This window comes from Pseudomonas sp. R1-15 (assembly GCF_051132085.1).
Classification (GTDB): domain Bacteria; phylum Pseudomonadota; class Gammaproteobacteria; order Pseudomonadales; family Pseudomonadaceae; genus Aquipseudomonas.
On record NZ_CP071660.1, the window covers coordinates 2,096,070 to 2,116,836 of the forward strand.

Below are 20,767 nucleotides of genomic sequence, written 5' to 3' on the forward strand. Positions count from 1 at the left end.
CGCGCAAAGCCTTGCCGACCTTGCGCGCTTTGCAAGTCGTCCGCCTCAAGAGCTAGGGCAAGTGATCGTTACTAGGCGATGACTGAGACTGCCATGGAGTACATCTACAGCCTCTACTATCCGTTAATGTCCAGTCACCTGTTGGCAGAGGTTTTCCGGATTATGGCAGTTCTTCAGCCGAAACATCTGGTATGTCAAGCAGAGCCTGACGCGTCTTGTTAAGTACGTCATCGACACCTGACAGAGCCAGATCAATGAATGTGTCTGGAATATTTCCCGCTATAAAAGACGATACCAGTGCCATCAGCACGTTGACTTGCATTAATCCCCAAGAGGTTGCTTTTAAGGATCCTAGTGTGTGGTTTCTATCTGCACTAGGATCCCCATGGTTCATCCCTAGAAAATTAGAGGTCATAGCATTATCTTCGCCACTGGGCGAGAGACCCCACTGCCAGTGAGCTATCAGATTTCTGGCTTTGGAGAGCTGGTCATACGCCGAAAGGCATTCGGTTATTCGCTTCGATAGCTCTGGATGAATTTGTGATTCTTTTTCTTTTTTGAACGCTTTTATAAGCTCAATAAGGCCTCCACTTTTCAGTCTTAGAGCTCTCACCATGACCTTTGCTGTAGCCTCATTGATGCCTGATAACGCATGAAACAATGAATAAAGCGAAGGGTCGCATAGCGCGTGATTTATCACGATTTGACCGATCTCTTGCTTCATTGCGTCGGTTGGGCCAGCTTCATAATTCCATGTTGCGCTGTCTTCGTTCACATTGACCTCGAGGTCACACGCGCGCCGAATTGGCGCACTCCAGTCCTTGGGCTTGCGGGTAAAGGGCTGGGGGGAAATCCTTCAGCCTTTAGTTTGGGTTTCGACGATCAGGCGCCACTCAACCTTTTTTGTGTTGGTGTGCTGATGCTTGTTTTGTGGGGGGAAGCGATCGTCTTTGTTTGAGGTGATTTCGTCGCCACATCCCTCGCAACGATAGATTCCAGATACCGGAACAGTGCTTGATATCTGGTAAAGCGTGTCCCAGACGGCGCCGCCTAGGACGGTCTTCGGCGTCTTTTTCAGGTACTGGACTGTCTCTTCGATTACTCGCGCCATAGCGGTGCCGCCTCGGTTGGTTTGGAGGCACAACGCTACTACTTTCGGATCCAATCCAGTTACTGGGCTTTCGTCCAGGCTGGTTATCCCAACAGCCTGACGCTATGCTCGAGGGACTTGCTCAGAGATCGCCAGTATGGAAGACGTTGCAGGAAAGCTATTACCGGTCTTACAGGCGCTTTTGCCCGGATTTCTGGCGACGGTCGTTTTCTATTGGTTAGCAGATGCGAAAAAACCCGCACAGTTTGAGCAGGTGATTCAGGCCTTGATTTGTACTGCGTCGATCAAATTCATTGTCGACGTGGTTGCTGGAGTCGCTCTGTGGGCGGGGCAGTGGCATTCGTTCGGTATATGGACAACAAATGTCGCCATCACATGGTCGCTCGCGCTGGCAATCATCATTGGCCTCTCGTTAGCCTATCTTTCCCAGCATGACTTGCTCTATAAATTAGCTCGACGGGTCGGCCTTACCTCTAGGGCATCTGTTGGCGAATGGAGGTTCGCCTTCCTACGATTTTCCGATCGCGGAATTGTGCTCAATCTCAAAGATGGACGTAGGCTAATGGGGTATCCATACGCATGGCCTGCAGAGCCAGAAAATGGACATTTTGTTATGCAGTACCCAACATGGATCGTTGGTGAGGATGCTCAGCCTCAGGACGGAGTATCGTTCCTCATGGTTGCAAATACTGATGTTCAATGGGTCGAATTTCTAGAGCCGCAGGGGAAACCGAAATGAATGATCAAAATGGGCGTCCAATGATCTTGGAGCGCAAGCACGTTAATGACGGAATGAACGTGAATCCTGATCGGACTAGAAGCGTATTACCACCTCAGCCCCCTAAGGCACCACCTCCGGCGCCGACCCCTAAAAAGGATTGAACATCAAGCCCAGCCCACCCGCTGGGCTTTTGATTTCTGATATGGAGAGTAAAAGTCCGGAGGGCCTTGGCTTGATCGAACTCGCCTCATCCTCAGGCACACCCATAGGTGTGCAAGCGGCGATTGACGTAGTGTGACGCACTCAAGCTTGAGCGGATTGTGCAGATACAACAGAAGTAGAAATTTTCTCTAGGGAATTGGCGTGGCACGTTATTTTAAGAATCCAGAAAGTAATGAAACAGAAGAAGTTGGTGCATTCCAGGTTTTAGCGATCCTATTGCTTGGCCCTATCTATCTGTTTTTTGCGCAACTCTGGTCCCATCTATTGATCTGGGTAATTGCGATTGGCTTGGGGGTCATAGCGGGCCCACCTTGGATGGGTATACCCGTTATGTGCCTCCCCATTGGATATTGCTTTTTTATTCGCAAAATTGTCGCTGATGTCTATTTGAAGAAGGGCTGGGAAGAAGTACCGGACGCGCCCTGACCTGCCGAGCGCGGAGCATCAGACCCTCCGCACCCGCTGGTTTTACGGCTGCTTCGCAGTCGAGCGGGAGCAAGCTCCCTCGCCACGGGTCTGCCGTTTCTCTTGGGTGAACAGCGTTAGGCTCCTCAGCGTTTCACCCGCGCAAAACTCACTTCCCCCCAGTCACATCAAGAAACGTCCCCGTCACAAACGACGCCTCTCCACCCGCCAGCCATAAAATCGCCCGTGCCACTTCCTCCGGTTGGCCGCCTCGACCCATGGGGATCGAATCCTTCACCCGATCAACCCGCCCCGGCTCGCCGCCGCTGGCGTGCATTTCGGTGTAGATGTGTCCGGGGCGAATGCAGTTGACGCGTATGCCTTCCCGGGCCACTTCTTTGGCGAGGCCGATGGTGAAGGTCTCCAAGGCGCCTTTTGACGCCGCGTAATCGACATATTCATTAGGGCTGCCCAGGCGCGCCGATGCCGAAGAAACGTTGATGATCGCGCCACCCGGGCCGTTATGCCGGTATGACATGCGCTTCACTGCCTGCTGGGCGCAGAGAATCGGGCCGATGGAGTTGACCGCGAAGATGCGCTGCATGCGCTCGAAGCCAAGGTCTTCCAGGCGTGACTGAGCCGACAATATCCCCGCGTTATTGACCAGGACGTCGATGCGCCCGAACGCGCGGTCGATGGCCGCGAACAGATCGGCGACCTGTTCGGGGTCGGCGCTGTCGGCGCGCATGGCCAGCGCGCGACGTCCGAGTGCCTCCACATCCGCGACCACTGCCAGCGCCGCGGGCTCGTTGGCAACGTAGCTGATCGCGACGTCGTAGCCTTGTGCGGCGGCCAGCCGCGCGGTGGCGGCGCCCACTCCGCGACTTCCGCCGGTTATCAGGATCAGCGGTGCCTGCGAGTCATTGACCATGGTGAATAGCCCTCCTGAGCAGTTGGCTGTGTCAGCCGATGATGATGGTGCCGCTGACGATCACTGCGCACGCCAGGATCCGGCGGGCGGTGAGTGTCTCGCCGAGGAAGATGGCGCCGATCAGCGCCGCAAACAGCACGCTGGTTTCGCGCAATGCCGATACCGCCCCCAGGGGCGCTTCGTTCATGGCGTAGATGACGATTCCATAGGCCAGCAAGGAGACCAGCCCGCCGGCCGCGGCGCTGAATATTCCGGGGCGGACGGAGAACAGGCTGCGTGCGTCGCGCAGGCCGATGTAGACCATCGGCATCATCACGCCCCACAAGGCGCACATCCAGACGGTATAGGCGAGCGGCGCTCCGGAGAGCCTGGCACCGATGCCGTCGACGACGCTATAGGCGGCGATGAAACAGCCCGTGCCCAGCGAGTAGGGCAGGCTGGGCACCGACAGTTTGCGGCCCCTGAAGGCCAGGGAAATGATCCCGCCGGACACCAGCGCAATCCCCAGCAGGACGCCGGGGGCGATGCTTTCTCCGGCGAAGACGGCGGCGCCCAGGGCGATCAGTGCCGGTGATGAGCCACGGGAAATCGGATAGACCTGTCCGAGGTCGCCGACGCGGTAGCTGCGTACCAGGAACAGGTTGTAGCCGACGTGGAGTACGGCTGAAAGCACCGCATAACCCCAACTGGCGGCAGCCGGTGGGACCATGAATGCTGCGGCGACGACGCAGGTCACGGCGATGGCGACGCACATGATCGTCATTGACCACAGCCGATCGGCACCGCCGCGCAGCAAGGCGTTCCAGCTGGCATGCAGGAGCGCGGCGAAAAGAACCAGTGAGATGATATGGATAGGCATGCGCCATTCTAGGCGGCGCAGATGCCTGTACTACAGCGAAGTCTCCTCATCGTTTCATGAGTAAAACCTCATGCATTTTCATAAGCGCGTTGGACGGTCGACGCCTCGCAGATCAACCATTCGCGGAAGCTGACGATATGCGGCTGCGATTCGATGCCCTTGGGACAGACAAAATAGTAGGCCAGTGGTGACGGGAATGGCACGTCGAACAGCCGCACCAGGCGGCCATCGCTGATTTCGCTTTCAACATGCCCGCTGCGCACCAAGGCAACGCCCTGGCCGAGCAGGGCTGCCTCGACCGTCATGTTGGTGTCGCCGAACCTGACGCTTTCCTTGAGTGGCAAGAATTCCAGCCCGACCTTCTCGAACCACATCTCCCATTTCGGCACCAGCTCGGCGCCATCCCGGGTCAGCAACGGATAGTGCAACAGTTCGGCAGGGCTGCGTGGCGTCCCGAAGCGCTGCAGCAAGTCAGGACTGGCCACCGGAAAAACCTGCTCGCCGAAGAGGAATTCCGAATACAGGCCGGGGTAGTTGCCCTTTCCGAGCCGGATTGCCACGTCGGCCTGGGCACTGGAGAAGTGGATGATCTTGTCGGTAGTGTCCAGCGAGACCAACAACTCCGGGTGCAGGCGGGAGAGATTCGGCAAGCGGGGCAGTAGCCATTTCAGTGCGAAGGAATACGTGGTGCTGACTTCGAGTCGAACCCTGCCTTTCTGCTCGCGCAGATCGCCCAGGGTCGCTTCAAGGCTCATGAAAAACTCGCGCACGATGGGCGCCAGCGTGGCCCCCGCGGCGGTGAGGCGCAGTGACTTGCCACGTTCGAACAATTGCAATCCCCAAAGGGATTCCAGGTGCTTGAGCTGGTGACTGACCGCGCTTTGGGTGACATGCAGCTCTTGCGCGGCTGCGGTAAAGGTCGCATGGCGGGTGGCGACTTCAAAGGCTCGTAGTGTAGCGGTCGGCGGCAGGTCTCTCATGTGAAGGGTATCCGGCGATTTCAGGATGCGCGTCATGAGCGCTGGCTCATGATAGAACATCGCCGGCGGCTATGAATGGGACGGCTCACGAAGGGATTGCTGATAATGCGCTTCATCGACCTCGGTCAGGCTCGCATAGCCGTCGTAGTGGTAGATTCGGTGCTTGTCTCGGGCATAACGCTCCGTCAGGAATTCCAAGGTGCCCAGGTCGATACGCTTGGCACTCAGCGGCCGCCGATGGCAGAACAGTTTGCGTGTACCCAACTGCAGGAAATCGGGATGCGGCACGCGGACTTCGTCAGGCTCGAAAGCCACATCCAGCCACTTGCCTTCCGAGAAGATCAGCGTGGGGCTAACGGCATAGGTACCGAGAATGCGAGTGTCGCAAGGATGCAGCTTTTTTTTCGCCTCGCCGTAGTAATAAACCGCGTCCCGATCCTTGGCCCAACCATGCCCGCAAGACTCGAAACTGCCTACCTGAGCCTTACGAATCGGTTCAGGGGGATGATAGAAGACCCGGTGGCAGAACACGGTTTTGCCGTCGGTGAGATAGGGGCCGCCGAGTGAGCGGAAGTGCTCAACCGGCTCCTGGGAAAACCGTTCGGGCACTTGCGTCTCGGCGTTATGAAACGGAATCAGATAAAGGCCCTGGGCGTCGCCGCACAGGTGTGTGTCGAGCAATTTGAAGCTTGCAGCGTCCAGCCCGTTGATAACGCGGCCATGGAAGTACACCTGGCGGCCGACTTCGAAACCGAGGCCGATGGCTTGTAACGGCGGCGTTTGTGCTTGCGCTTCTGCAGCTTCAGGCGATACCTGCAAACGATGCCACCAGTAACCCTGCAATTGCGGATGAGCCTCGAAGTAGGGCGCCCATGCCTGTTGCATTGCCGCATCGATGATTCCGCCAGAACCCAGCGGACCATTCCTGTCGCCTGCGAGCACAGGCGAGTAGTCCTGGTCATCGCCACAGAGCTGGGTCACGACGAAGCTTTCCGCGTCGACATCCAGGCGTTTCTGGCGTTTGTAGACGTGATGTTGATCACGGTAATAATCGAACCCCAAGTGGCGGAAACTCGGGCCGTGGGCGTCACGCAGACGCGTCCCGGCGGCGTAGACGTACAGGTCGTCCACGGCGAAATACTCATCCTCGCTTTCGCTGCTGCCAACCACGCGGCCGCACTCGTCGAACGCCGGGTGGCAGTTCTTCAGCAGCCGAAAATCACCAACGTAGCGCAGGGTCTTGCCGGTCAGGTAGTAGGCGCGTTGCCGGTCCTTGGCGTAACGTTCGTTAAGCACGGTGAAGGTCGCCAGGTCGGCATTGTCGATGCGATAGAAATACTCATAGGCAATGCTCGAACCTTGCTGCGCCTGCACGATGATCGACTGCCCATCGGTTCCCCAGCGTTCGGCGAGCATCCGGAACTCGTCCGGATTGCTGATCGGCAATGGGGTGCCGTCCTTCTGATGCAGGGGTTTGAAGCCCTTGTAGACCTGGCCGTCGATCACTCGATAGGAAGGGTGATTGCAATAACGCACCCGCGCCGTCGCGCTGGCGATGAATTTTCCTTGAAGAAAGATACTCACCCCGTCGCTGAATAGGGCAGAGGCTGCCGTCACCGAGGCTGGCGACGATGGCACCGGGGCCAGGCTGGCGGGCTTTGCCTGAAGGATTTCGGTGATTGCGTATTCGCCGAACCAATAGGCGCCGGACGCATCGCGCCAATATTGGTGGCCAAGGTTTTCCAGGGCCTTGTCGAACCGAAACGCCAGGGCCTGGAGCGCGTGATAGCCGTAGCGCTGTTGGTAGGCGGGAAGCAGGTAATAGTCGCGCAAGGCGTCACGCAAAACCCAGGGGTTGCGTCGATGCCGCCGGACCGGTTGGCCGGCAACCAGAGGCGAGGGCGGATAACGCCCGTCACTGGCAGCTTTCGCTATCGCGTCGGGGTGTGCGCCTTCAGGGCTGAGCAGGATGTACACGTCCGGCACTTGCCCGTCGCCCAGCAGCACGCCTTCCAGGAAGGCGAAACCCTGATGCCATTCGAGATCAAGCGGCTCCCACTCGGCGATAGCCGTCTCTACGTCTGTCATGTTGTTGCGACCTGAGCGTTCGATGGTTGGCCAATGATCACGGTTTTACATGCCAGAAGCACACCGTTCAGTTTTGAATCGGCAGGCTCACCCCAAAAAGTACGAAAAAACCGCCACAGACTTTATTAAATCGGCGCCCGGTTCGGGCCAGCCAAGGCCTGACCCGGTGCGCTGCGCTGGCTACACCGAACTCAACGATAAACTCGACGACCGCATAAGTCAGCGCGATGGGCAACGTCTGCGCGATAATGCAGAAACCTGGGCGGCTTTTCATGGTGAAGAGTTGACCGGACGGATCCGTCTGGGTGTCGCCGAGGACGAACCCCCCAGCACCGGAGCACTTTCGCGGTGAAACGTCAGGCTTTGTAGCGCTCGGCAACCGTCGATTGCTTGATCTGCGACAGCAGTCCCTGCCGCGCCGCCTGCAACGCATCCCAGCGCGCGCCGTCCTGCAAGGGCGGGATGGTCACGCCTTCGCGGCGATCGAAGCCGACCAGCGCGGCATCCACCAGGTCGCTCACTTCCATGATTTCACTCAGCGTATTGATGTCGATGCCGGCGCGCTCCCAGATTTCGGTACGGGTGGCTGCCGGCAGCACGGCTTGGACGTAGACGCCTTTGGGCGAAAGCTCGAGGCTCAGCCCTTGGGAGAGGAACAGCACAAAGGCCTTGGTTGCGCCGTAGACCGACATGCCGAATTCCGGTGCCAGGCCGACCACCGAGCCGATGTTGATGATTGCGCCTTCGCCAGCGTTTGCCAGGCGCGGGGCGATGGCGCTGGCGAGTCGAACCAGCGCGGTGGTGTTGAGCGCAACGAGGTGCGCGACGCTGTCGGTGGTCTGTTCGATGAAACTGCCGGACTGGGCGGCGCCGGCGTTATTGATCAGGATGCCGATGCTGTCGTCATCGCGCAGGCGGGCCTCGACCTTGTGCAGATCGCCGGTTTGGGTGAGGTCGGCCTGGAGCACATCGACGCTGACGTTGTGTTCATTGCGCAGTTCGCTTGCCAGCGCTTCCATCCGCGCGTTGTCGCGGGCTACCAGCACCAGATCGTGGCCGCGTTGAGCGAAGCGCTTGGCATAGACCGCGCCGATGCCGGTGGAGGCGCCAGTGATGAGGACGGTTTTGCGAGTGGTCATGGTGTCGGTCTCTTCAGGGGGAGGAAATGTGCGATCAACTTCAGTTGCGGGTGCCGGATTCGGCGAACGTCGGGTAGTCGATGTAGCCCTCTGCGCCGCCGCCATAGAGGGTGGCTGGGTTGAGCGCAGCCAAGGGGGCGTTGGACTTGAGGCGCTCCACCAGGTCCGGATTGGCAATGTACGGCCGACCGAAGGCGATCAAGTCGGTCTTGTCTTCGAGCAGTTGCGCAGCCGCCAGCGCCAAGTCGTAACCGTTGTTGGCGATGTAGGTGTTGTTGAAGCGTTGGCGCAAGCCGGCAAAATCGAAGGGCGCCACGTCGCGCGGTCCGGCAGTGGCGCCTTCGACAACGTGAAGATAGGCGATGTCCAGCGTGTTGAGCTGGTCGACGATGTAGTCGAACTGCGCCTGCGGTGCGCTGCTGGACACGCCATTGGCTGGCGATACCGGCGAGATGCGCAGACCCGTGCGCCCGGCACCGATCTCGCCCACGACGGCGGCGGTCACCTCCAGCAGCAGGCGCGCGCGGTTTTCAATCGAGCCGCCGTATGCATCGGTGCGCACGTTGGCGCCATCCTTGATGAACTGATCAAGCAAGTAGCCGTTCGCACCGTGGATTTCTACGCCATCGAACCCGGCGGCAATGGCGTTGGAGGCCGCTTGGCGAAAATCGTCGACGATCCCTGGCAGCTCGCTGACGTCGAGCGCTCGTGGTTCAGACACGTCCTCGAAACTGTTATTGACGAACACCTTGGTGGCCGGGCGAAGGGCGGAGGGCGCGACCGGCGCTGCGCCGTTTTTCTGCAGGGCAACGTGGGAAACACGCCCGACATGCCATAGCTGCAGGAAAATCCGACTGCCTTTGGCATGTACCGCATCGGTGACGGTGCGCCAGCCGTCGATCTGCGCCTGGGTATAAATTCCTGGCGTGTCCTGGTAGCCCTGACCTTGTTGCGAAATCTGCGTGGCCTCGGCGATCAGCAAGCCTGCCGATGCCCGCTGGCTGTAATAGGTCGCCGCGAGTTCGCTGGGAACAAAGCCTTTCCCGGCCCGGTTGCGGGTCAGTGGTGCCAGCACGACTCTGTTGGCAAGGGTGAGGGAGCCCAGTTTATGCGGGGTGAACAGAATCTGGTTGGTCATGGGTCTTGTGTCCGTGCCTGTGGAGGAGGTTTCGTACCGCTTGCCTCTAGGATGATGACCGAAATCTAAACTGTCAACGAGTTTGATTATGCTCGGCATCTATGTATGATGAGGGCTTGATTCGAGCGGCCACGAGGCATACGCAAATGAGAGTGACCAAGGCCCAGGCACAGGCAAACCGCGAGCACATCGTCGAGACGGCGTCGGTGTTGTTTCGCGAGCGCGGCTTTGACGGAATAGGCGTGGCGGACCTGATGGCCGCTGCGGGTTTTACCCATGGAGGCTTCTACAAACATTTCGGTTCGAAGGCCGACCTGATGGCTGAGGCTTCCGCGAACAGCCTGTCGCAGTCGCTGGCCAGCACCGGCGAGCTTGATGTAGCCGGATTTTTTGCGATGTATCTATCCAGGGAACACCGCGATGCGCGGGGGCACGGTTGCACCATGGCGGCGTTGTGCGGGGATGCGGCGCGTCAGTCAGACGAGTTGAAGGCGACTTTCGCCAGCGGCGTCGAAAGCACCCTGGCTTCGCTTGAAAAAAAGCTTGGGACGCAAGAGGAGGGGGGCCGGGCAAAGATGCTTGGCCTGCTCGCCCAGGCTATCGGCGCGATCATGCTCTCGCGCGCGTGCCCGGACGATGCTCCGCTGGCTGGCGAAATACTCGAGGTCTGCCGAGCACAGGTCCTCGCGTCCCTGCCAGCATCGGAGCCATGAAAAACCAGCGGTAGCGCAGCACGTGCTACCGCTGTCCGGGTCAGAAAATGAACTTGAACAGGGCAATGACCACGATTAGGCCGATGAGGAAAATGATCCCGACGGTACCACCAAGAAATTTCAACATGAGGACGCTCTCTTCAGATGGGCTTAGTGTTCTAGACCCCTGGCGAGCGCGCGCGGTTCGTTAAATTTTCGAATGATCGGCCGCAGGCTTCAGTGAACCGCCAGCGACCTCGGGACGGAAACGTATTCGAACTTCGACACGGTCTTGATCCAGTACCGCCGATACTCGGTCTTGTCCGGCGCCAGCGGTTTATGGCTTGACCAACGGTTTTCCGCCTTCAGGCTGGCGCGATAAGCCTCCCATTCTTTCTGCTCGGCCACTTCCCTGGCTTTGTTCCTGTCATCGAACCAACCCAGCACGTACGCATCGCTCTGGTCCGTGCCGCTCGCTATCAGCAGATATATGTCTGTCATCACCGGTTCCCGCCGCAATCCAGCCACCCAGTCACTGGGCTCTTGTGAGGGGTATCGGCCGCGGTGGCGGTTTTTTAAGCTGTTTGATAAACGGCCCTGGGTTCGACGCGCCACTGCTCAGGCACCCTCCGTCTGCGCAAGATAAGTCATCAGCCATTCGCGGAAGCGATTGACACTTTGCCGGTTCGGCACCCGTCCCAAGGGTTCCAGCAGACAAAACTGCGCATCGGTGCGCAAGAGGCTGGAGGTCGGGCGAACAAGATTGCCGGTCTGCAAGTGGTCGCCGAGCAACCTCGACCAGGCCAGGGCCACACCTTGCCCGGCCAGCGCCGACTGGATCAGCATCGAGTAGCTGTTGATGTTGATCCGCCGACGAGGCTCTGGCGCCTGGTGGCCCAGGCGTCGGAACCATTCCTTCCAGCCGATCCAGTCCCGATGCTGATCCTCCAGCCATAACCAGGTGCAGGCGCCGAGCTGTTCGAGCCTGTCGGCCTCGGGATGCTGCGCCAGGTACGCGGGGCTGCACACCGGGAAAATCTCTTCGCTGAACAGCGTGGTGACCTTCATGTTGTTGGGCGGCTTGCTGCAGTAATACAGCGCCAGATCGCAATCGAGTCGGGAAAAGTCCTCGACCTGGTCGGTGGCGATGATGCGCAGGTCGATTTCTTCGTGCTGGCGCTGAAACTCCGAAACAAGCGGGAGCAGCCACAGGGATGCCATCGCCGTACTGGTGACCACGGTGACTTGCTGCGCGCCTTGCCAATGACGAACGCCAGCCGTGGCGCGGGCGATCTGCTGCAACGTATCGCGAATGCTTTCGTGGTACTGGCTGCCTGTAGAAGTGAGGTTGATTTCACGGGTCGTGCGGATGAACAGTGCCGTGCCCAGATAATCTTCGAGCAGGCGTATCTGGCGGCTGATGGCGCCCTGGGTGACGTTCAGTTCACGAGCCGCCACGGTGAAACTCAGGTGGCGAGCAGCGGCCTCGAACGCCACCAGGCTGTTGAGCGGCGGCAACGGTTGCAGTTTCATCGGGCTGGGTCACTGTCTTGTTTGGGGTCAGGCGCAGGGTGATTGTGCAGAAGCCTGCGCGCAGTGACTAGCGGATCAGGCGTGACGGCTAGAGATCGATGATCAGATTGGAGGTCGGCTTGCTGCAGCAGAGCAAGCGCAGGCCTTTGTCGATCTCCCGTTGCCGGATGCCGCCGTTGTGGTTCATGTCCACCGTGCCTTCCAGCAGGGCGGTCTTGCAGGTGCCACAGATGCCCTGGCTGCACGAGGAGGGCACGATCGCCCCGGCTTTTTTTGCCGCGCTCAGCACGGTCTGGTTGCCGGGCATGCTGAAGGTCTTGCCCGAGCGCGACAGGGTGACGGTGAACATCTGTTGCTGGTCGAGTGAAGGGGCCTGCTCAATCAGCGGTTCCTCATTCAGCACCGCGATATCGAAGCTTTCCTGATGATAGTGGCGAAAATCGAACGCCGCTTCCCTGAGCAGTGCCTTGACTGCTTCCATGTAGCCCTGGGGCCCACAGGTGAAGATTTCCCGCTCGTGGTAGTCCGGCACTTGCTGGCTCAACAGAGGCAGATCGAGCCGACCGATCGGCTGCCGCCACTGGCTGGCAGCGCCAAGCCCTTCGCAAATACCGATGACCCGCAGGCCGGGCATATCGGCCTGCATTCGCGTCAGTTCGTCATGGAAAATGATATCCGCCGGCGTACGGGCGCTGTGCAGGAACACGATGTCGAGATTGGCCGCCATGTCACAGGCGGCGCGGGTCATCGACATCAAGGGCGTCACGCCGGAACCGGCCGACAGGTACAGCAGTTTTGTCGCCGGATGACCCACCGGTGTGAAACTGCCCGCCGGGCCGGATGCCCTGAGGGTGTCTCCCGGTTCGAGATGGTCATGCAGCCAGTTCGAGACCACGCCACCCGGCACGCGCTTGACCGTAATCGAAAAGGCGAACGGGCGCGTGGGGGAGGAGGACAGCGTGTAGCAGCGCGCGATGGTTTGCCCACCGATGACCGGCGACAGCGTGATGAATTGCCCCGGTTCGAAGCTCAACGCACTGAAGTCCGCGCATTGGAACACGAACGTCTTTACGTCATGGGTTTCCTGGTGCACGGCGCAACATGACAAGGTTTTCTGCTCGCCGCTGTGCCATTGCGAGCCATAAGCGGTCCAGGTCGTCGGGTCGGTAAAACGTTGGGGCCGCGTCAGCTTTTCGTAGGTCGTCATGTCCATCCCTCACACGCCATGGGCGGCCATACGCGCCGCGTACCAGCGAGAAAACTGGTCGACATAGGTTTCGGTAAACGCCGAGAACGGTCCGGGTGAATAGGCCGGGTCCTGGGTGCCGCTGTGGGTGATGCCGACCAGGTTGGCGTCTTGAAGATTGGTCGCCGCCCAGACTTCGATCAGTCTATCCACCTGGTAGTCCACGCCCTCGATGGCATCGGCGTGCACCAGCCATTTGGTCCGCACCAGGGTTTTGTCGGGCGCCAGCGGGATGATGTAGGAGACCACCGCATGGTCGCTCATGATGTGGCTCCATGAGTTGTGGGTCCACAGGTGCATGTCGCCCAGATCGCGCCGGGTGAGGTCGCCAAACAAGCGCGTGCAGGCGACGCGGGTATCGAGGGTCTGGGATTCGCCGTTGCCGGCGATGGCCAGGCGCTGGGTGCGGAACTGAGTCACCGCGTCCTCGCCCAGGTGCTCGACGGCCTCACAGAGGTAGCCTTGGTTTTCCCAGTCTTGCCTGGTATCGGCGTTGCGCTGGTGATATTCCTTGAGTGCCAGGAGCGAGTCCTCGCCCAGGCCGTCGATGCAGAAGCCGAAGTCTTCCGGCAGGAACGACGCGGTCAATTCGGGGTGCGTGGCGGCGCAGTGATAACACTCGCGATTGTTCTCGATCACCAGTTTCCAATTGCCGTTTTCGATGATTTCCGACTCGTAGGCAATCTTCGAATGGCTGAGATCGTACTGAGCGAAACGCGGGGTCATGACCTGGTCGAGGTACAGGATGTCTTCCGGCGGCTCGTCACTCAGGCAGACGAATACATGGGCACCCACCACGCGGGTGTGGACCGGAATCAGGCTCTTGCACCCCGGGTCGAAATCCTTGCCCATGTGCGCGGCATGTTTCAGGCTGCCGTCCAGGTCGTACGTCCATTGGTGATAGGGGCAGACCAGCATGCCCACCGTCGATTTGCCGGCCTGTTTCAAGCGCGCCCCACGGTGCCGGCAGACATTGCGGAACGCCTGCACATGCTCGTCATCATCGCGGACCAGGATGATCGAGGATTTGCCGATATCGATCGTCGAAACATCGCCGGGTTCGGCAACGTCGCTGGTGACCCCCACCAGAATCCAGTGTCTGGTAAAAAACACATCGACGTCGGTTTCAAAAACATCCTCGCGGCCGAACAGACCGCCGGGCATGCCATGGCCCGGGGTGCGGTCGGCCAGCAGTTCACGATGGGTTTTCAGGGTTGGGTTCATCGTCGATCTCACTCAAGGCAAATGATCGGTGGTTGGCGGACAAGCAGTGCTGCAGGGAAAACGGGTTTCGTCTGTTCAGGCCACCGCAGGCTCTGACAATGGCTCGGATAAAACCGGGCGCGACAGGTCATGCCCGAGCAGTGCGCGGTACAGTTCCGTATCGCCCAGTACACCGACGACGGTCTGGTCTTTGTCGAGCACGATCAGTGGATGTCCTGTTTCATAGCGGATACGCAGCGCCTCGCGCATGCCGGTATCCGCCGGCACCGAGGTGACCAGGCGGCGCAAGGGCGCGGTGGCCTCGTTGCGGTTCCAGTGTTGCGGCGGTTGGGCCGCAGCGCCGCGGCGCACGCTGGCCAATCCTCTCGATGCGTTCAGCGCAACCCAGAGGTTCTGCACCGTATCCAGGCAATATTCGCCCTGTGCGGATATGCACTGGTCCAATGGGGTCATCAGGCTTCCCGCACAGAGCACATTCAGTGGGTTGGTGTGGGCGACGAAATTGCGCACGTAGTCGTCTGCCGGCTTCAGCACGATCTCCTCGGGTTTGCTGTACTGGATGATCTTGCCGTCTTTCATGATGGCGATCCGTGTTCCCAGCTTGAGGGCTTCGTCCAGGTCATGACTGACGAAGACGATGGTCTTGTGCAACTTGCGCTGCAGGTCGAGCAGCTCGTCCTGCAGCCCTTGGCGAATCAGCGGATCGAGGGCCGAGAAGGGTTCGTCCATCAGCAGGATATCGGCGTCCATCGCCAGGGCGCGGGCCAGGCCAACGCGCTGCTGCATGCCGCCGGACAACTCGTCGGGCTTCTTGTTGCGCCATTGGGTCAAGCCCACCAGTTCAAGCTTTTCATCGACCAGCTTGCGCCGCTCCTTCTCGGGGCGGCCTTGCATTTCGAGGCCGAAACCGATGTTCTCGCGCACGGTCAGCCAGGGCATCAGGGCGAATTTCTGAAAGACCATGGCGATGCGTCGGGTGCGCATCATTTTCAGCTCGGCCGGGGTGCAGGCGGCGATGTCGATCTGTCGGCCCTCGTGCTCGACGAACAACTTGCCGCGACTCACCGTGTTCAAGCCGTTGATGCAGCGCAGCAGGCTCGACTTGCCGGAGCCGGACAGGCCCATCAGCACGCAGATTTCACCTTTGTTGATGTCGAGATTGGCCTTCTCCACGCCGACGATCAGGCCGGTTTGCTGCAGAATCTCCGGGCGCGAAAAACCCTGGTCGAGCAGCTCCAGCGCCGGCTTCGGGCGGTTGGCGAAGATGACGTCGACGTCTTCAAAACGAATAATGCTCATGCGTCACCTCTTTTCACGGTTTCGCGCTGCTTGCAGATGCGGTCGAGGATGATCGCCAACAACACGATCGCCAGGCCTGCTTCGAAACCCATGGCGATATCGGCGGTATTCAAGGCGTTGACGACAGGCTTGCCCAGGCCATCCGCGCCGACCAGCGCGGCGATGACCACCATCGACAGCGACAACATGATGCATTGGGTAATCCCGGCGGCGATGCTCGGCATGGCATGGGGCAGCTCGATGCGTGCCAGCAGCTGGCGACGCGAGCAGCCAATGGCTTTGCCGGCGTCCATCAGTTCTTGAGGCACATCGCGCACGCCCAGGTAGGTCAGGCGGATTGGCGCGGCAATGGCGAAGACCACCGTGGAAATCAATCCCGGAACCACGCCGAGGCCGAACAGCGTCAAGGTCGGGATCAGGTAGACGAAAGTGGGGACGGTTTGCATCAGGTCGAGCACCGGTCGCAGGGTTGCGTAGAACCAGGGACGATGCGCCGCGACGATGCCCAGCGGCACGCCGATGATGACGCACACCAGCGTGGCGAATGTCACCTGGGCCAGGGTTTCCATGGTTTCCTGCCAGTAGCCCAGGTTGAAGATCAACAGGAACGACAGGGCGACGAAAAGCGTCAGGCTCACCTTGCGTTGAATGTAATAAGCGAAGAGGGCCAGCAGCCCGATCAAGGCCGGCGGGTTGAACCAGAGCAGGGCGCTGGTAAAGACCGCAATGACCTCGGAAAGCGACAGCGAAATGGCGTCGAAGACATCGGCGCCATGTTGGGTCAGCCATTCGACGTATCGGGCGATGTACTCACCCAGCGGGAGTTTTTCTTGTGCAGTCCACATAAGGCGGCTCGTTTTTGTTCTGGTTTGCCTGGAGCAGATACTCATCCGGGCGTGCGGTGCTGACAAACCATTTAAAGTCAGTGGCTCATGAGTTTTTGTCATCAATCTGGCCGGGCTTCGGGCGCACAGGCCGCGCTGCGTTGAGCAACTGTACTCAGGTGTACATTCGGCGGGCATCCGAGTACATTCGCGTTACGTATGTTCAACAAGGTGGATGCAAGATGCCCCAGGTAGGGAAGGCGCGCGGCAAGGCCCAGGACGCCGGCTGGCGAGGGTCGCCCGAAGGCTGGCTGGAAGCGGCCTACGAGGCCTTGAAGGAGTCCGGCATCGATGCGGTCAGGGTCATGCCGCTGGCCAAGCGTTTGGGTTTGTCACGCACCAGCTTCTATTGGTTCTTCGAGGATCGTGAGCAGTTGCTCGCCGCCTTGCTGTCGCGCTGGCGCGAGACCAACACCGGTGGCCTGATCCGGCAAAGCGAGAGCTACGCCGAGAGCATTTCCGAGGCGATCCTGAACGTGTTCGAATGCTGGCTCAACCCTCAATTGTTCGATTCGCAATTTGAATTCGCCGTGCGCAGCTGGGCGCTCCAGTCCGCTGAAGTGGCGCAGGAAGTCGCCATCGTCGACGAGCAGCGAATGGGCGCCCTGGCGAGCATGTTCAAGCGCTTTGGTTACGACAGCCAGGGCGCCGACGCACGAGCCCGGACGATCTACCTGACCCAGATCGGTTACATCACCATGAACACCAGCGAGCTGATCACCGTGCGTTTCCAGCGCATCCCGCATTACGTGAGCATTTTCACCGGCAAGGTACCCAAGCAGCGCGAGCTGGATCGTTTTTACGGCAAATTCGGTTATGCCGAAAAAGAGCCGGGGATCTTTGTGCCGTTGACGGAAACCTTTGAAGAGACGGCCGGGAAATGAACGCGCCGACGCTGGGCATCATTGGCGGAACGGGCTGGCTGGGCGGGGCGATTGCCAAGGCTGTGTTGGCGCAGGCGCTGTTGCCGGCGGGCAATCTGGTTATTTCCAATCGCTCGGGTGTCCATCCTTTGGCGCAACAAGGCGTTTGTCTCGTCACGGACAACCAGGCGCTGGTGGACCGCAGCGACGTGGTCATCATCGCGGTGCGCCCCGAGCAGTTCGCCGGCCTGAGCCTCAACGCTTCTGGCAAGACAGTCATTTCATTGATGGCCGGGATCACCGCGCAGGCCATTGCCGCCCGGACCTCGGCTTCGAGAGTGCTGCGGGCGATGCCCAATGCGGCGGTGGAGATCGGGCAGTCGTTTACACCTTGGTATTGCTTCGGCGTGGTGGATGCGGCGACGAAGAGCTTCGTCCAGCGCTTGTTCGGATGCGTCGGTACTGCCGCCGAGGTTGAGCAGGAAGACTTCATTGATTACCTTTCCGCGCTTTCCGGCACCGGCCCGGCCTTTCCCGCCTTGCTCATGACAGCCCTGGCCAATCAGGCGATGGAGGCCGGCATCCCCGCCGAGATTGCGCAGCTTGCGGCGAAGAATGTCGTGGTCCACAGCAGCCAGTTGCTGGCCAGCCATGACGCCCGGCAGATGATCGACGCCCTGGTCGCCTACCGCGGTGTGACCGCCGCCGCCCTGCAGGCGATGACCGAGGGGCATTTCGAGGAGCAGGTGGGGAAGGCATTGCAAGCCGGTGCCGCGGTCGCCCGTCAGGGCCTGCAAGCCTGATTCACTGATCAGACCTGTGGGAGACCTGTGGGAGCGAGCCTGCTCGCGAAAGCGTCAGCCAATCCACCATCCCTGTCACTGGACCACCGTCTTCGCGAGCAGGCTCGCTCCCACATTTGGATCTTTATCAATCACAAGATTGCCGTGCAACACAGAACCCTGTGGGAGCGAGCCTGCTCGCGAAAGCGTCCGCCATCCAGCATCCTTGTCACTGAACCACCGCCTTCGCGAGCAAGCTCGCTCCCACATTTGGATCTTTATCAATCACAAGATTGCGTGCAACACAGAACCCTGTGGGAGCGAGCTTGCTCGCGATGGCGTCCGCCAGTCCAGCATCCCTTTCACTGAACCACCGCCTTCGCGAGCAGGCTCGCTCCCACATTTGGATCTTTATCAATCACAAGATTACTGTGCAACACAGAACCCTGTGGGAGCGAGCCTGCTCGCGAAAGCGTCCGCCATCCAGCATCCTTGTCACTGAACCACCGCTATCGCGAGCAAGCTCGCTCCCACATTTGGATCTTCATTTATCGACACAATTGCTGTGTCCTTATCCGGTCGCGCTTCAGATGTCCTTGACCAACCGCAGCGCATCGTAGATGGCCGCGTGGGTATTGCGCGCCGACACCGCATCGCCGATCCGGAACAGCTGGAAGCGGCCTCCGGGGTTGGTCACGATATTCTGGGTTTTTCCGGCGATCAGGTTGTGCTGCTCGACCGCGCCGTTGTTGCTCGAATGCGGCCGCAACTCAAAGTACAAATCGTCCAGGGGCAGGGTCCCGTGGTTGACCACCACCTGATCGACCACGCGTTGCTTGTGCACCTGGCCATAGTCGCTGCCGAAGTGGGCGACCAGTTGACCGTCGCGTTTTTCCACGGAATCGACCCGATAGGTGACGGTGAAGGTGACGTTCAGGTCTTGCAGGCTGCGCATGTAAGGCACCAGGTTCATCGCCATCACTTCCGGTGCGAACGACCGGTCGGGCGTGACGATTTCCAGTTTCGCGCCGCTGCTGGCGATGATCTCGGCCGCCTGTAGCGCCGCGTGGTCGCCGGCGTCGTCGAAGATCAGCACGTTCTGGCCGGGCTTGATATCGCCGGAAATGATGTCCCAGGTCGACACCACCAGCTCATTTCCTTGCTTGAGCACCTCGGTGTGGGGCAGACCGCCCGTGGCGACGATCACCACGTCCGGTTCTTCGGCCATCACCGTTTCTGCTTCGGCCCAGGTGTTGAACTGGAACTTCACGCCGAGGCGTTCACATTGCGCCATGCGCCAGTCGATGATGCTGATCATCTCGCGGCGGCGCTCGCTCTGCGCGGTCAAGCGGATCTGCCCGCCTGGCTGGTCGGCCACTTCGAACACGGTGACTGCATGGCCGCGCTCGCCGGCCACCCGTGCCGCCTCCAGGCCCGCCGGGCCGGTGCCGATCACCACCACCTTGCGCTTGAGCGGCGCCTTGGGGATTTCGTGGGGCATGGTCGTTTCGCGCCCGGTGGCGGCGTTGTGGATGCAATACGCGGCGCCGCCCTGATAGATGCGGTCCAGGCAGTAGTTGGCGCCAACGCAGGGGCGGATCTCTTCTTCACGTTTTTCGATGATCTTGCGCACGATATGCGGGTCGGTCATGTGCGCGCGGGTCATGCCGATCATGTCCACTTTGCCCGAGGCGATGGCGTGTCGCGCCGTGGCGACGTCCGGGATCTTCGCTGCATGAAAGGTCGGGAAACCGGTGGCGGAGCGGATCTCGCCAGCAAAATCCAGGTGCGGCGAGTTGCGCATGCCCTGGATCGGAATCACGTCGGTGAGGCCGGCATCGGTATCGATGTGCCCGCGTACGACGTTGAGGAAATCCACCAGCCCGCTGTCCTTGAGCATGTGGGAAATCTGCAGGCCATCGCTGGCGCCGAAGCCGCCGGGCAGGTCTTCATCGCCGGTGTAGCGCACCCCCAGCAGGAAGTCCTCACCGCAACGCTGGCGGATGCCGCGCAACACATCGAAGGTGAAGCGCATGCGGTTTTCCAGCGAACCACCGTAGGGGCCGTCGAGATCGTTGGTCAGTGGCGACCAGAATTGATCCATGAGGTGCCCGTAGGCCTGCAGTTCCAAACCGTCAAGACCGGCGGCCTTCATGCGTTCGGCGGCGTCCACGTAATCCTTGACGATCCGGTCGATGTCCCAGTCTTCCATCTTTTTCGGGAACGCCCGGTGGGATGCTTCGCGGCGATGGGACGGCGAGACGACCGGCAGCCAATCAGCCTTGTCCCAGCGCGTGCGCCGCCCCAGGTGGGTCAGTTGAATCATCACCGCGGCGCCGTGTTCGTGGCATTCGTCGGTCAGGTCCTTCATCCATTTGACCACTTCGTCCTTGTACGCCAACACGTTGTTGAACACCGGCGGGCTGTCCCGTGAAACCGCAGCGGAGCCCGCGGTCATGGTCAACGCAACGCCGGCCTTCGCCCGTTCGACGTGATAGGCGCGGTACAAATCCTTCGGCATGCCATCCACGGGATACGCGGGCTCGTGGGAGGTGGTCATGATCCGATTCTTGAGGGTCAGATGCTTGATCTTGTAGGGCTGCAGCAGAGGATCGCTGGACATGGTGTTGCTCCGGGAACAGAACATCAG

20 protein-coding genes and 1 pseudogene are annotated in these 20,767 nt (G+C 60.0%); 5 read left to right on the forward strand and 16 right to left on the reverse strand.

Annotated elements, in window-relative coordinates; all coding sequences use genetic code 11:
• Positions 1–160: 160 nt before the first annotated feature.
• On the reverse strand, positions 161–775 hold the full coding sequence (locus J3P97_RS09520; RefSeq protein ID WP_434673989.1) for a hypothetical protein: 615 nt from the start codon (positions 773–775) through the stop codon (positions 161–163).
• Between the two features lie 81 nt (positions 776–856).
• Positions 857–1,111 (reverse strand): protein L, encoded by a 255-nt coding sequence (locus J3P97_RS09525; protein ID WP_434569073.1) that lies wholly within the window; start codon positions 1,109–1,111, stop codon positions 857–859.
• 136 nt (positions 1,112–1,247) lie between these two features.
• Between J3P97_RS09525 and J3P97_RS09530 the strand changes: the two genes are divergently transcribed.
• Positions 1,248–1,850 carry a DUF6338 family protein gene (locus J3P97_RS09530; protein WP_434652877.1) on the forward strand — a complete coding sequence of 201 codons (603 nt, stop codon included), beginning with the start codon at positions 1,248–1,250 and terminating at the stop codon, positions 1,848–1,850.
• Between the two features lie 345 nt (positions 1,851–2,195).
• Positions 2,196–2,480, forward strand: coding sequence for a hypothetical protein (locus tag J3P97_RS09535; protein ID WP_434673990.1), 285 nt, complete (start codon positions 2,196–2,198; stop codon positions 2,478–2,480).
• A gap of 148 nt (positions 2,481–2,628) precedes the next feature.
• Here the strand turns inward: J3P97_RS09535 and J3P97_RS09540 are convergent, their stop codons facing one another.
• The 7 genes and pseudogenes from J3P97_RS09540 to J3P97_RS09570 form a co-directional block, all read right to left on the reverse strand.
• Positions 2,629–3,390: an SDR family oxidoreductase gene (locus J3P97_RS09540; RefSeq protein ID WP_434673991.1), complete on the reverse strand. Its 762-nt coding sequence runs from the start codon at positions 3,388–3,390 to the stop codon at positions 2,629–2,631.
• Between the two features lie 31 nt (positions 3,391–3,421).
• The gene (locus J3P97_RS09545) at positions 3,422–4,249 is read right to left on the reverse strand and encodes an EamA family transporter (RefSeq protein WP_434673992.1); all 828 of its coding nucleotides are present in this window, start codon (positions 4,247–4,249) and stop codon (positions 3,422–3,424) included.
• Between the two features lie 68 nt (positions 4,250–4,317).
• A complete protein-coding gene (gene gcvA, locus J3P97_RS09550; RefSeq protein WP_434674525.1) occupies positions 4,318–5,229 on the reverse strand; it encodes a transcriptional regulator GcvA in 912 nt (303 codons plus the stop codon).
• Between the two features lie 69 nt (positions 5,230–5,298).
• Positions 5,299–7,317 (reverse strand): DKNYY domain-containing protein, encoded by a 2,019-nt coding sequence (locus J3P97_RS09555; RefSeq protein ID WP_434673993.1) that lies wholly within the window; start codon positions 7,315–7,317, stop codon positions 5,299–5,301.
• 67 nt (positions 7,318–7,384) lie between these two features.
• A pseudogene (locus J3P97_RS09560) lies at positions 7,385–7,567 on the reverse strand (LysE family translocator); the annotation flags it as partial.
• 106 nt (positions 7,568–7,673) lie between these two features.
• Positions 7,674–8,456, reverse strand: a complete 783-nt coding sequence (locus tag J3P97_RS09565; protein WP_434673994.1) for an SDR family NAD(P)-dependent oxidoreductase — start codon at positions 8,454–8,456, stop codon at positions 7,674–7,676.
• Between the two features lie 40 nt (positions 8,457–8,496).
• Positions 8,497–9,594 (reverse strand): alkene reductase, encoded by a 1,098-nt coding sequence (locus J3P97_RS09570; RefSeq protein ID WP_434673995.1) that lies wholly within the window; start codon positions 9,592–9,594, stop codon positions 8,497–8,499.
• A 146-nt stretch (positions 9,595–9,740) separates the two neighbouring features.
• Between J3P97_RS09570 and J3P97_RS09575 the strand changes: the two genes are divergently transcribed.
• Positions 9,741–10,307 carry a TetR/AcrR family transcriptional regulator gene (locus J3P97_RS09575; protein WP_434674526.1) on the forward strand — a complete coding sequence of 189 codons (567 nt, stop codon included), beginning with the start codon at positions 9,741–9,743 and terminating at the stop codon, positions 10,305–10,307.
• Positions 10,308–10,523: 216 nt separating this feature from the next.
• On the opposite strand, the gene J3P97_RS09580 is transcribed toward J3P97_RS09575, so the two are convergent.
• The 6 genes from J3P97_RS09580 to choW all read right to left on the reverse strand — a co-directional run bounded on the left by J3P97_RS09580 (position 10,524) and on the right by choW (position 16,433).
• Positions 10,524–10,787, reverse strand: coding sequence for a hypothetical protein (locus J3P97_RS09580; RefSeq protein ID WP_305495615.1), 264 nt, complete (start codon positions 10,785–10,787; stop codon positions 10,524–10,526).
• Between the two features lie 117 nt (positions 10,788–10,904).
• On the reverse strand, positions 10,905–11,819 hold the full coding sequence (locus tag J3P97_RS09585) for a LysR substrate-binding domain-containing protein (protein ID WP_434673996.1): 915 nt from the start codon (positions 11,817–11,819) through the stop codon (positions 10,905–10,907).
• Between the two features lie 88 nt (positions 11,820–11,907).
• Positions 11,908–13,026: an FAD-binding oxidoreductase gene (locus J3P97_RS09590; protein ID WP_434673997.1), complete on the reverse strand. Its 1,119-nt coding sequence runs from the start codon at positions 13,024–13,026 to the stop codon at positions 11,908–11,910.
• 9 nt (positions 13,027–13,035) lie between these two features.
• Positions 13,036–14,289, reverse strand: a complete 1,254-nt coding sequence (locus J3P97_RS09595) for an aromatic ring-hydroxylating oxygenase subunit alpha (RefSeq protein WP_434673998.1) — start codon at positions 14,287–14,289, stop codon at positions 13,036–13,038.
• Positions 14,290–14,364: 75 nt separating this feature from the next.
• Positions 14,365–15,588: a choline ABC transporter ATP-binding protein gene (choV, locus tag J3P97_RS09600; protein WP_434673999.1), complete on the reverse strand. Its 1,224-nt coding sequence runs from the start codon at positions 15,586–15,588 to the stop codon at positions 14,365–14,367.
• Positions 15,585–16,433 carry a choline ABC transporter permease subunit gene (choW, locus tag J3P97_RS09605; protein WP_434674000.1) on the reverse strand — a complete coding sequence of 283 codons (849 nt, stop codon included), beginning with the start codon at positions 16,431–16,433 and terminating at the stop codon, positions 15,585–15,587. The genes choV and choW overlap by 4 nt, the downstream gene beginning before the upstream one ends.
• Positions 16,434–16,654: 221 nt before the next feature.
• On the opposite strand from choW, the gene J3P97_RS09610 reads away from it, so the two are divergent.
• Positions 16,655–17,356: a TetR/AcrR family transcriptional regulator gene (locus tag J3P97_RS09610; protein WP_305495603.1), complete on the forward strand. Its 702-nt coding sequence runs from the start codon at positions 16,655–16,657 to the stop codon at positions 17,354–17,356.
• Positions 17,353–18,138, forward strand: a complete 786-nt coding sequence (locus tag J3P97_RS09615; RefSeq protein WP_434674001.1) for a pyrroline-5-carboxylate reductase family protein — start codon at positions 17,353–17,355, stop codon at positions 18,136–18,138. Before J3P97_RS09610 ends, J3P97_RS09615 begins: the two co-directional genes overlap by 4 nt.
• 565 nt (positions 18,139–18,703) lie before the next feature.
• Here the strand turns inward: J3P97_RS09615 and J3P97_RS09620 are convergent.
• Complete coding sequence (locus J3P97_RS09620; protein ID WP_434652851.1) at positions 18,704–20,740, reverse strand: FAD-dependent oxidoreductase; 2,037 nt, start codon at positions 20,738–20,740, stop codon at positions 18,704–18,706.
• Positions 20,741–20,767 lie beyond the last annotated feature (27 nt).

What these genes read in the sequence shown, in the direction of transcription:
- J3P97_RS09525 (WP_434569073.1), bottom strand. Translation starts at nt 1,111, where the DNA reads ATGGCGCGAGTAATCGAAGAGACAGTCCAGTACCTGAAAAAGACGCCG.
- J3P97_RS09530 (WP_434652877.1), top strand. Translation starts at nt 1,248, where the DNA reads ATGGAAGACGTTGCAGGAAAGCTATTACCGGTCTTACAGGCGCTTTTG.
- J3P97_RS09540 (WP_434673991.1), bottom strand. Translation starts at nt 3,390, where the DNA reads ATGGTCAATGACTCGCAGGCACCGCTGATCCTGATAACCGGCGGAAGT.
- J3P97_RS09545 (WP_434673992.1), bottom strand. Translation starts at nt 4,249, where the DNA reads ATGCCTATCCATATCATCTCACTGGTTCTTTTCGCCGCGCTCCTGCAT.
- gcvA (WP_434674525.1), bottom strand. Translation starts at nt 5,229, where the DNA reads ATGAGAGACCTGCCGCCGACCGCTACACTACGAGCCTTTGAAGTCGCC.
- J3P97_RS09555 (WP_434673993.1), bottom strand. Translation starts at nt 7,317, where the DNA reads ATGACAGACGTAGAGACGGCTATCGCCGAGTGGGAGCCGCTTGATCTC.
- J3P97_RS09565 (WP_434673994.1), bottom strand. Translation starts at nt 8,456, where the DNA reads ATGACCACTCGCAAAACCGTCCTCATCACTGGCGCCTCCACCGGCATC.
- J3P97_RS09570 (WP_434673995.1), bottom strand. Translation starts at nt 9,594, where the DNA reads ATGACCAACCAGATTCTGTTCACCCCGCATAAACTGGGCTCCCTCACC.
- J3P97_RS09575 (WP_434674526.1), top strand. Translation starts at nt 9,741, where the DNA reads ATGAGAGTGACCAAGGCCCAGGCACAGGCAAACCGCGAGCACATCGTC.
- J3P97_RS09580 (WP_305495615.1), bottom strand. Translation starts at nt 10,787, where the DNA reads ATGACAGACATATATCTGCTGATAGCGAGCGGCACGGACCAGAGCGAT.
- J3P97_RS09585 (WP_434673996.1), bottom strand. Translation starts at nt 11,819, where the DNA reads ATGAAACTGCAACCGTTGCCGCCGCTCAACAGCCTGGTGGCGTTCGAG.
- J3P97_RS09590 (WP_434673997.1), bottom strand. Translation starts at nt 13,026, where the DNA reads ATGACGACCTACGAAAAGCTGACGCGGCCCCAACGTTTTACCGACCCG.
- J3P97_RS09595 (WP_434673998.1), bottom strand. Translation starts at nt 14,289, where the DNA reads ATGAACCCAACCCTGAAAACCCATCGTGAACTGCTGGCCGACCGCACC.
- choV (WP_434673999.1), bottom strand. Translation starts at nt 15,588, where the DNA reads ATGAGCATTATTCGTTTTGAAGACGTCGACGTCATCTTCGCCAACCGC.
- choW (WP_434674000.1), bottom strand. Translation starts at nt 16,433, where the DNA reads ATGTGGACTGCACAAGAAAAACTCCCGCTGGGTGAGTACATCGCCCGA.
- J3P97_RS09610 (WP_305495603.1), top strand. Translation starts at nt 16,655, where the DNA reads ATGCCCCAGGTAGGGAAGGCGCGCGGCAAGGCCCAGGACGCCGGCTGG.
- J3P97_RS09615 (WP_434674001.1), top strand. Translation starts at nt 17,353, where the DNA reads ATGAACGCGCCGACGCTGGGCATCATTGGCGGAACGGGCTGGCTGGGC.
- J3P97_RS09620 (WP_434652851.1), bottom strand. Translation starts at nt 20,740, where the DNA reads ATGTCCAGCGATCCTCTGCTGCAGCCCTACAAGATCAAGCATCTGACC.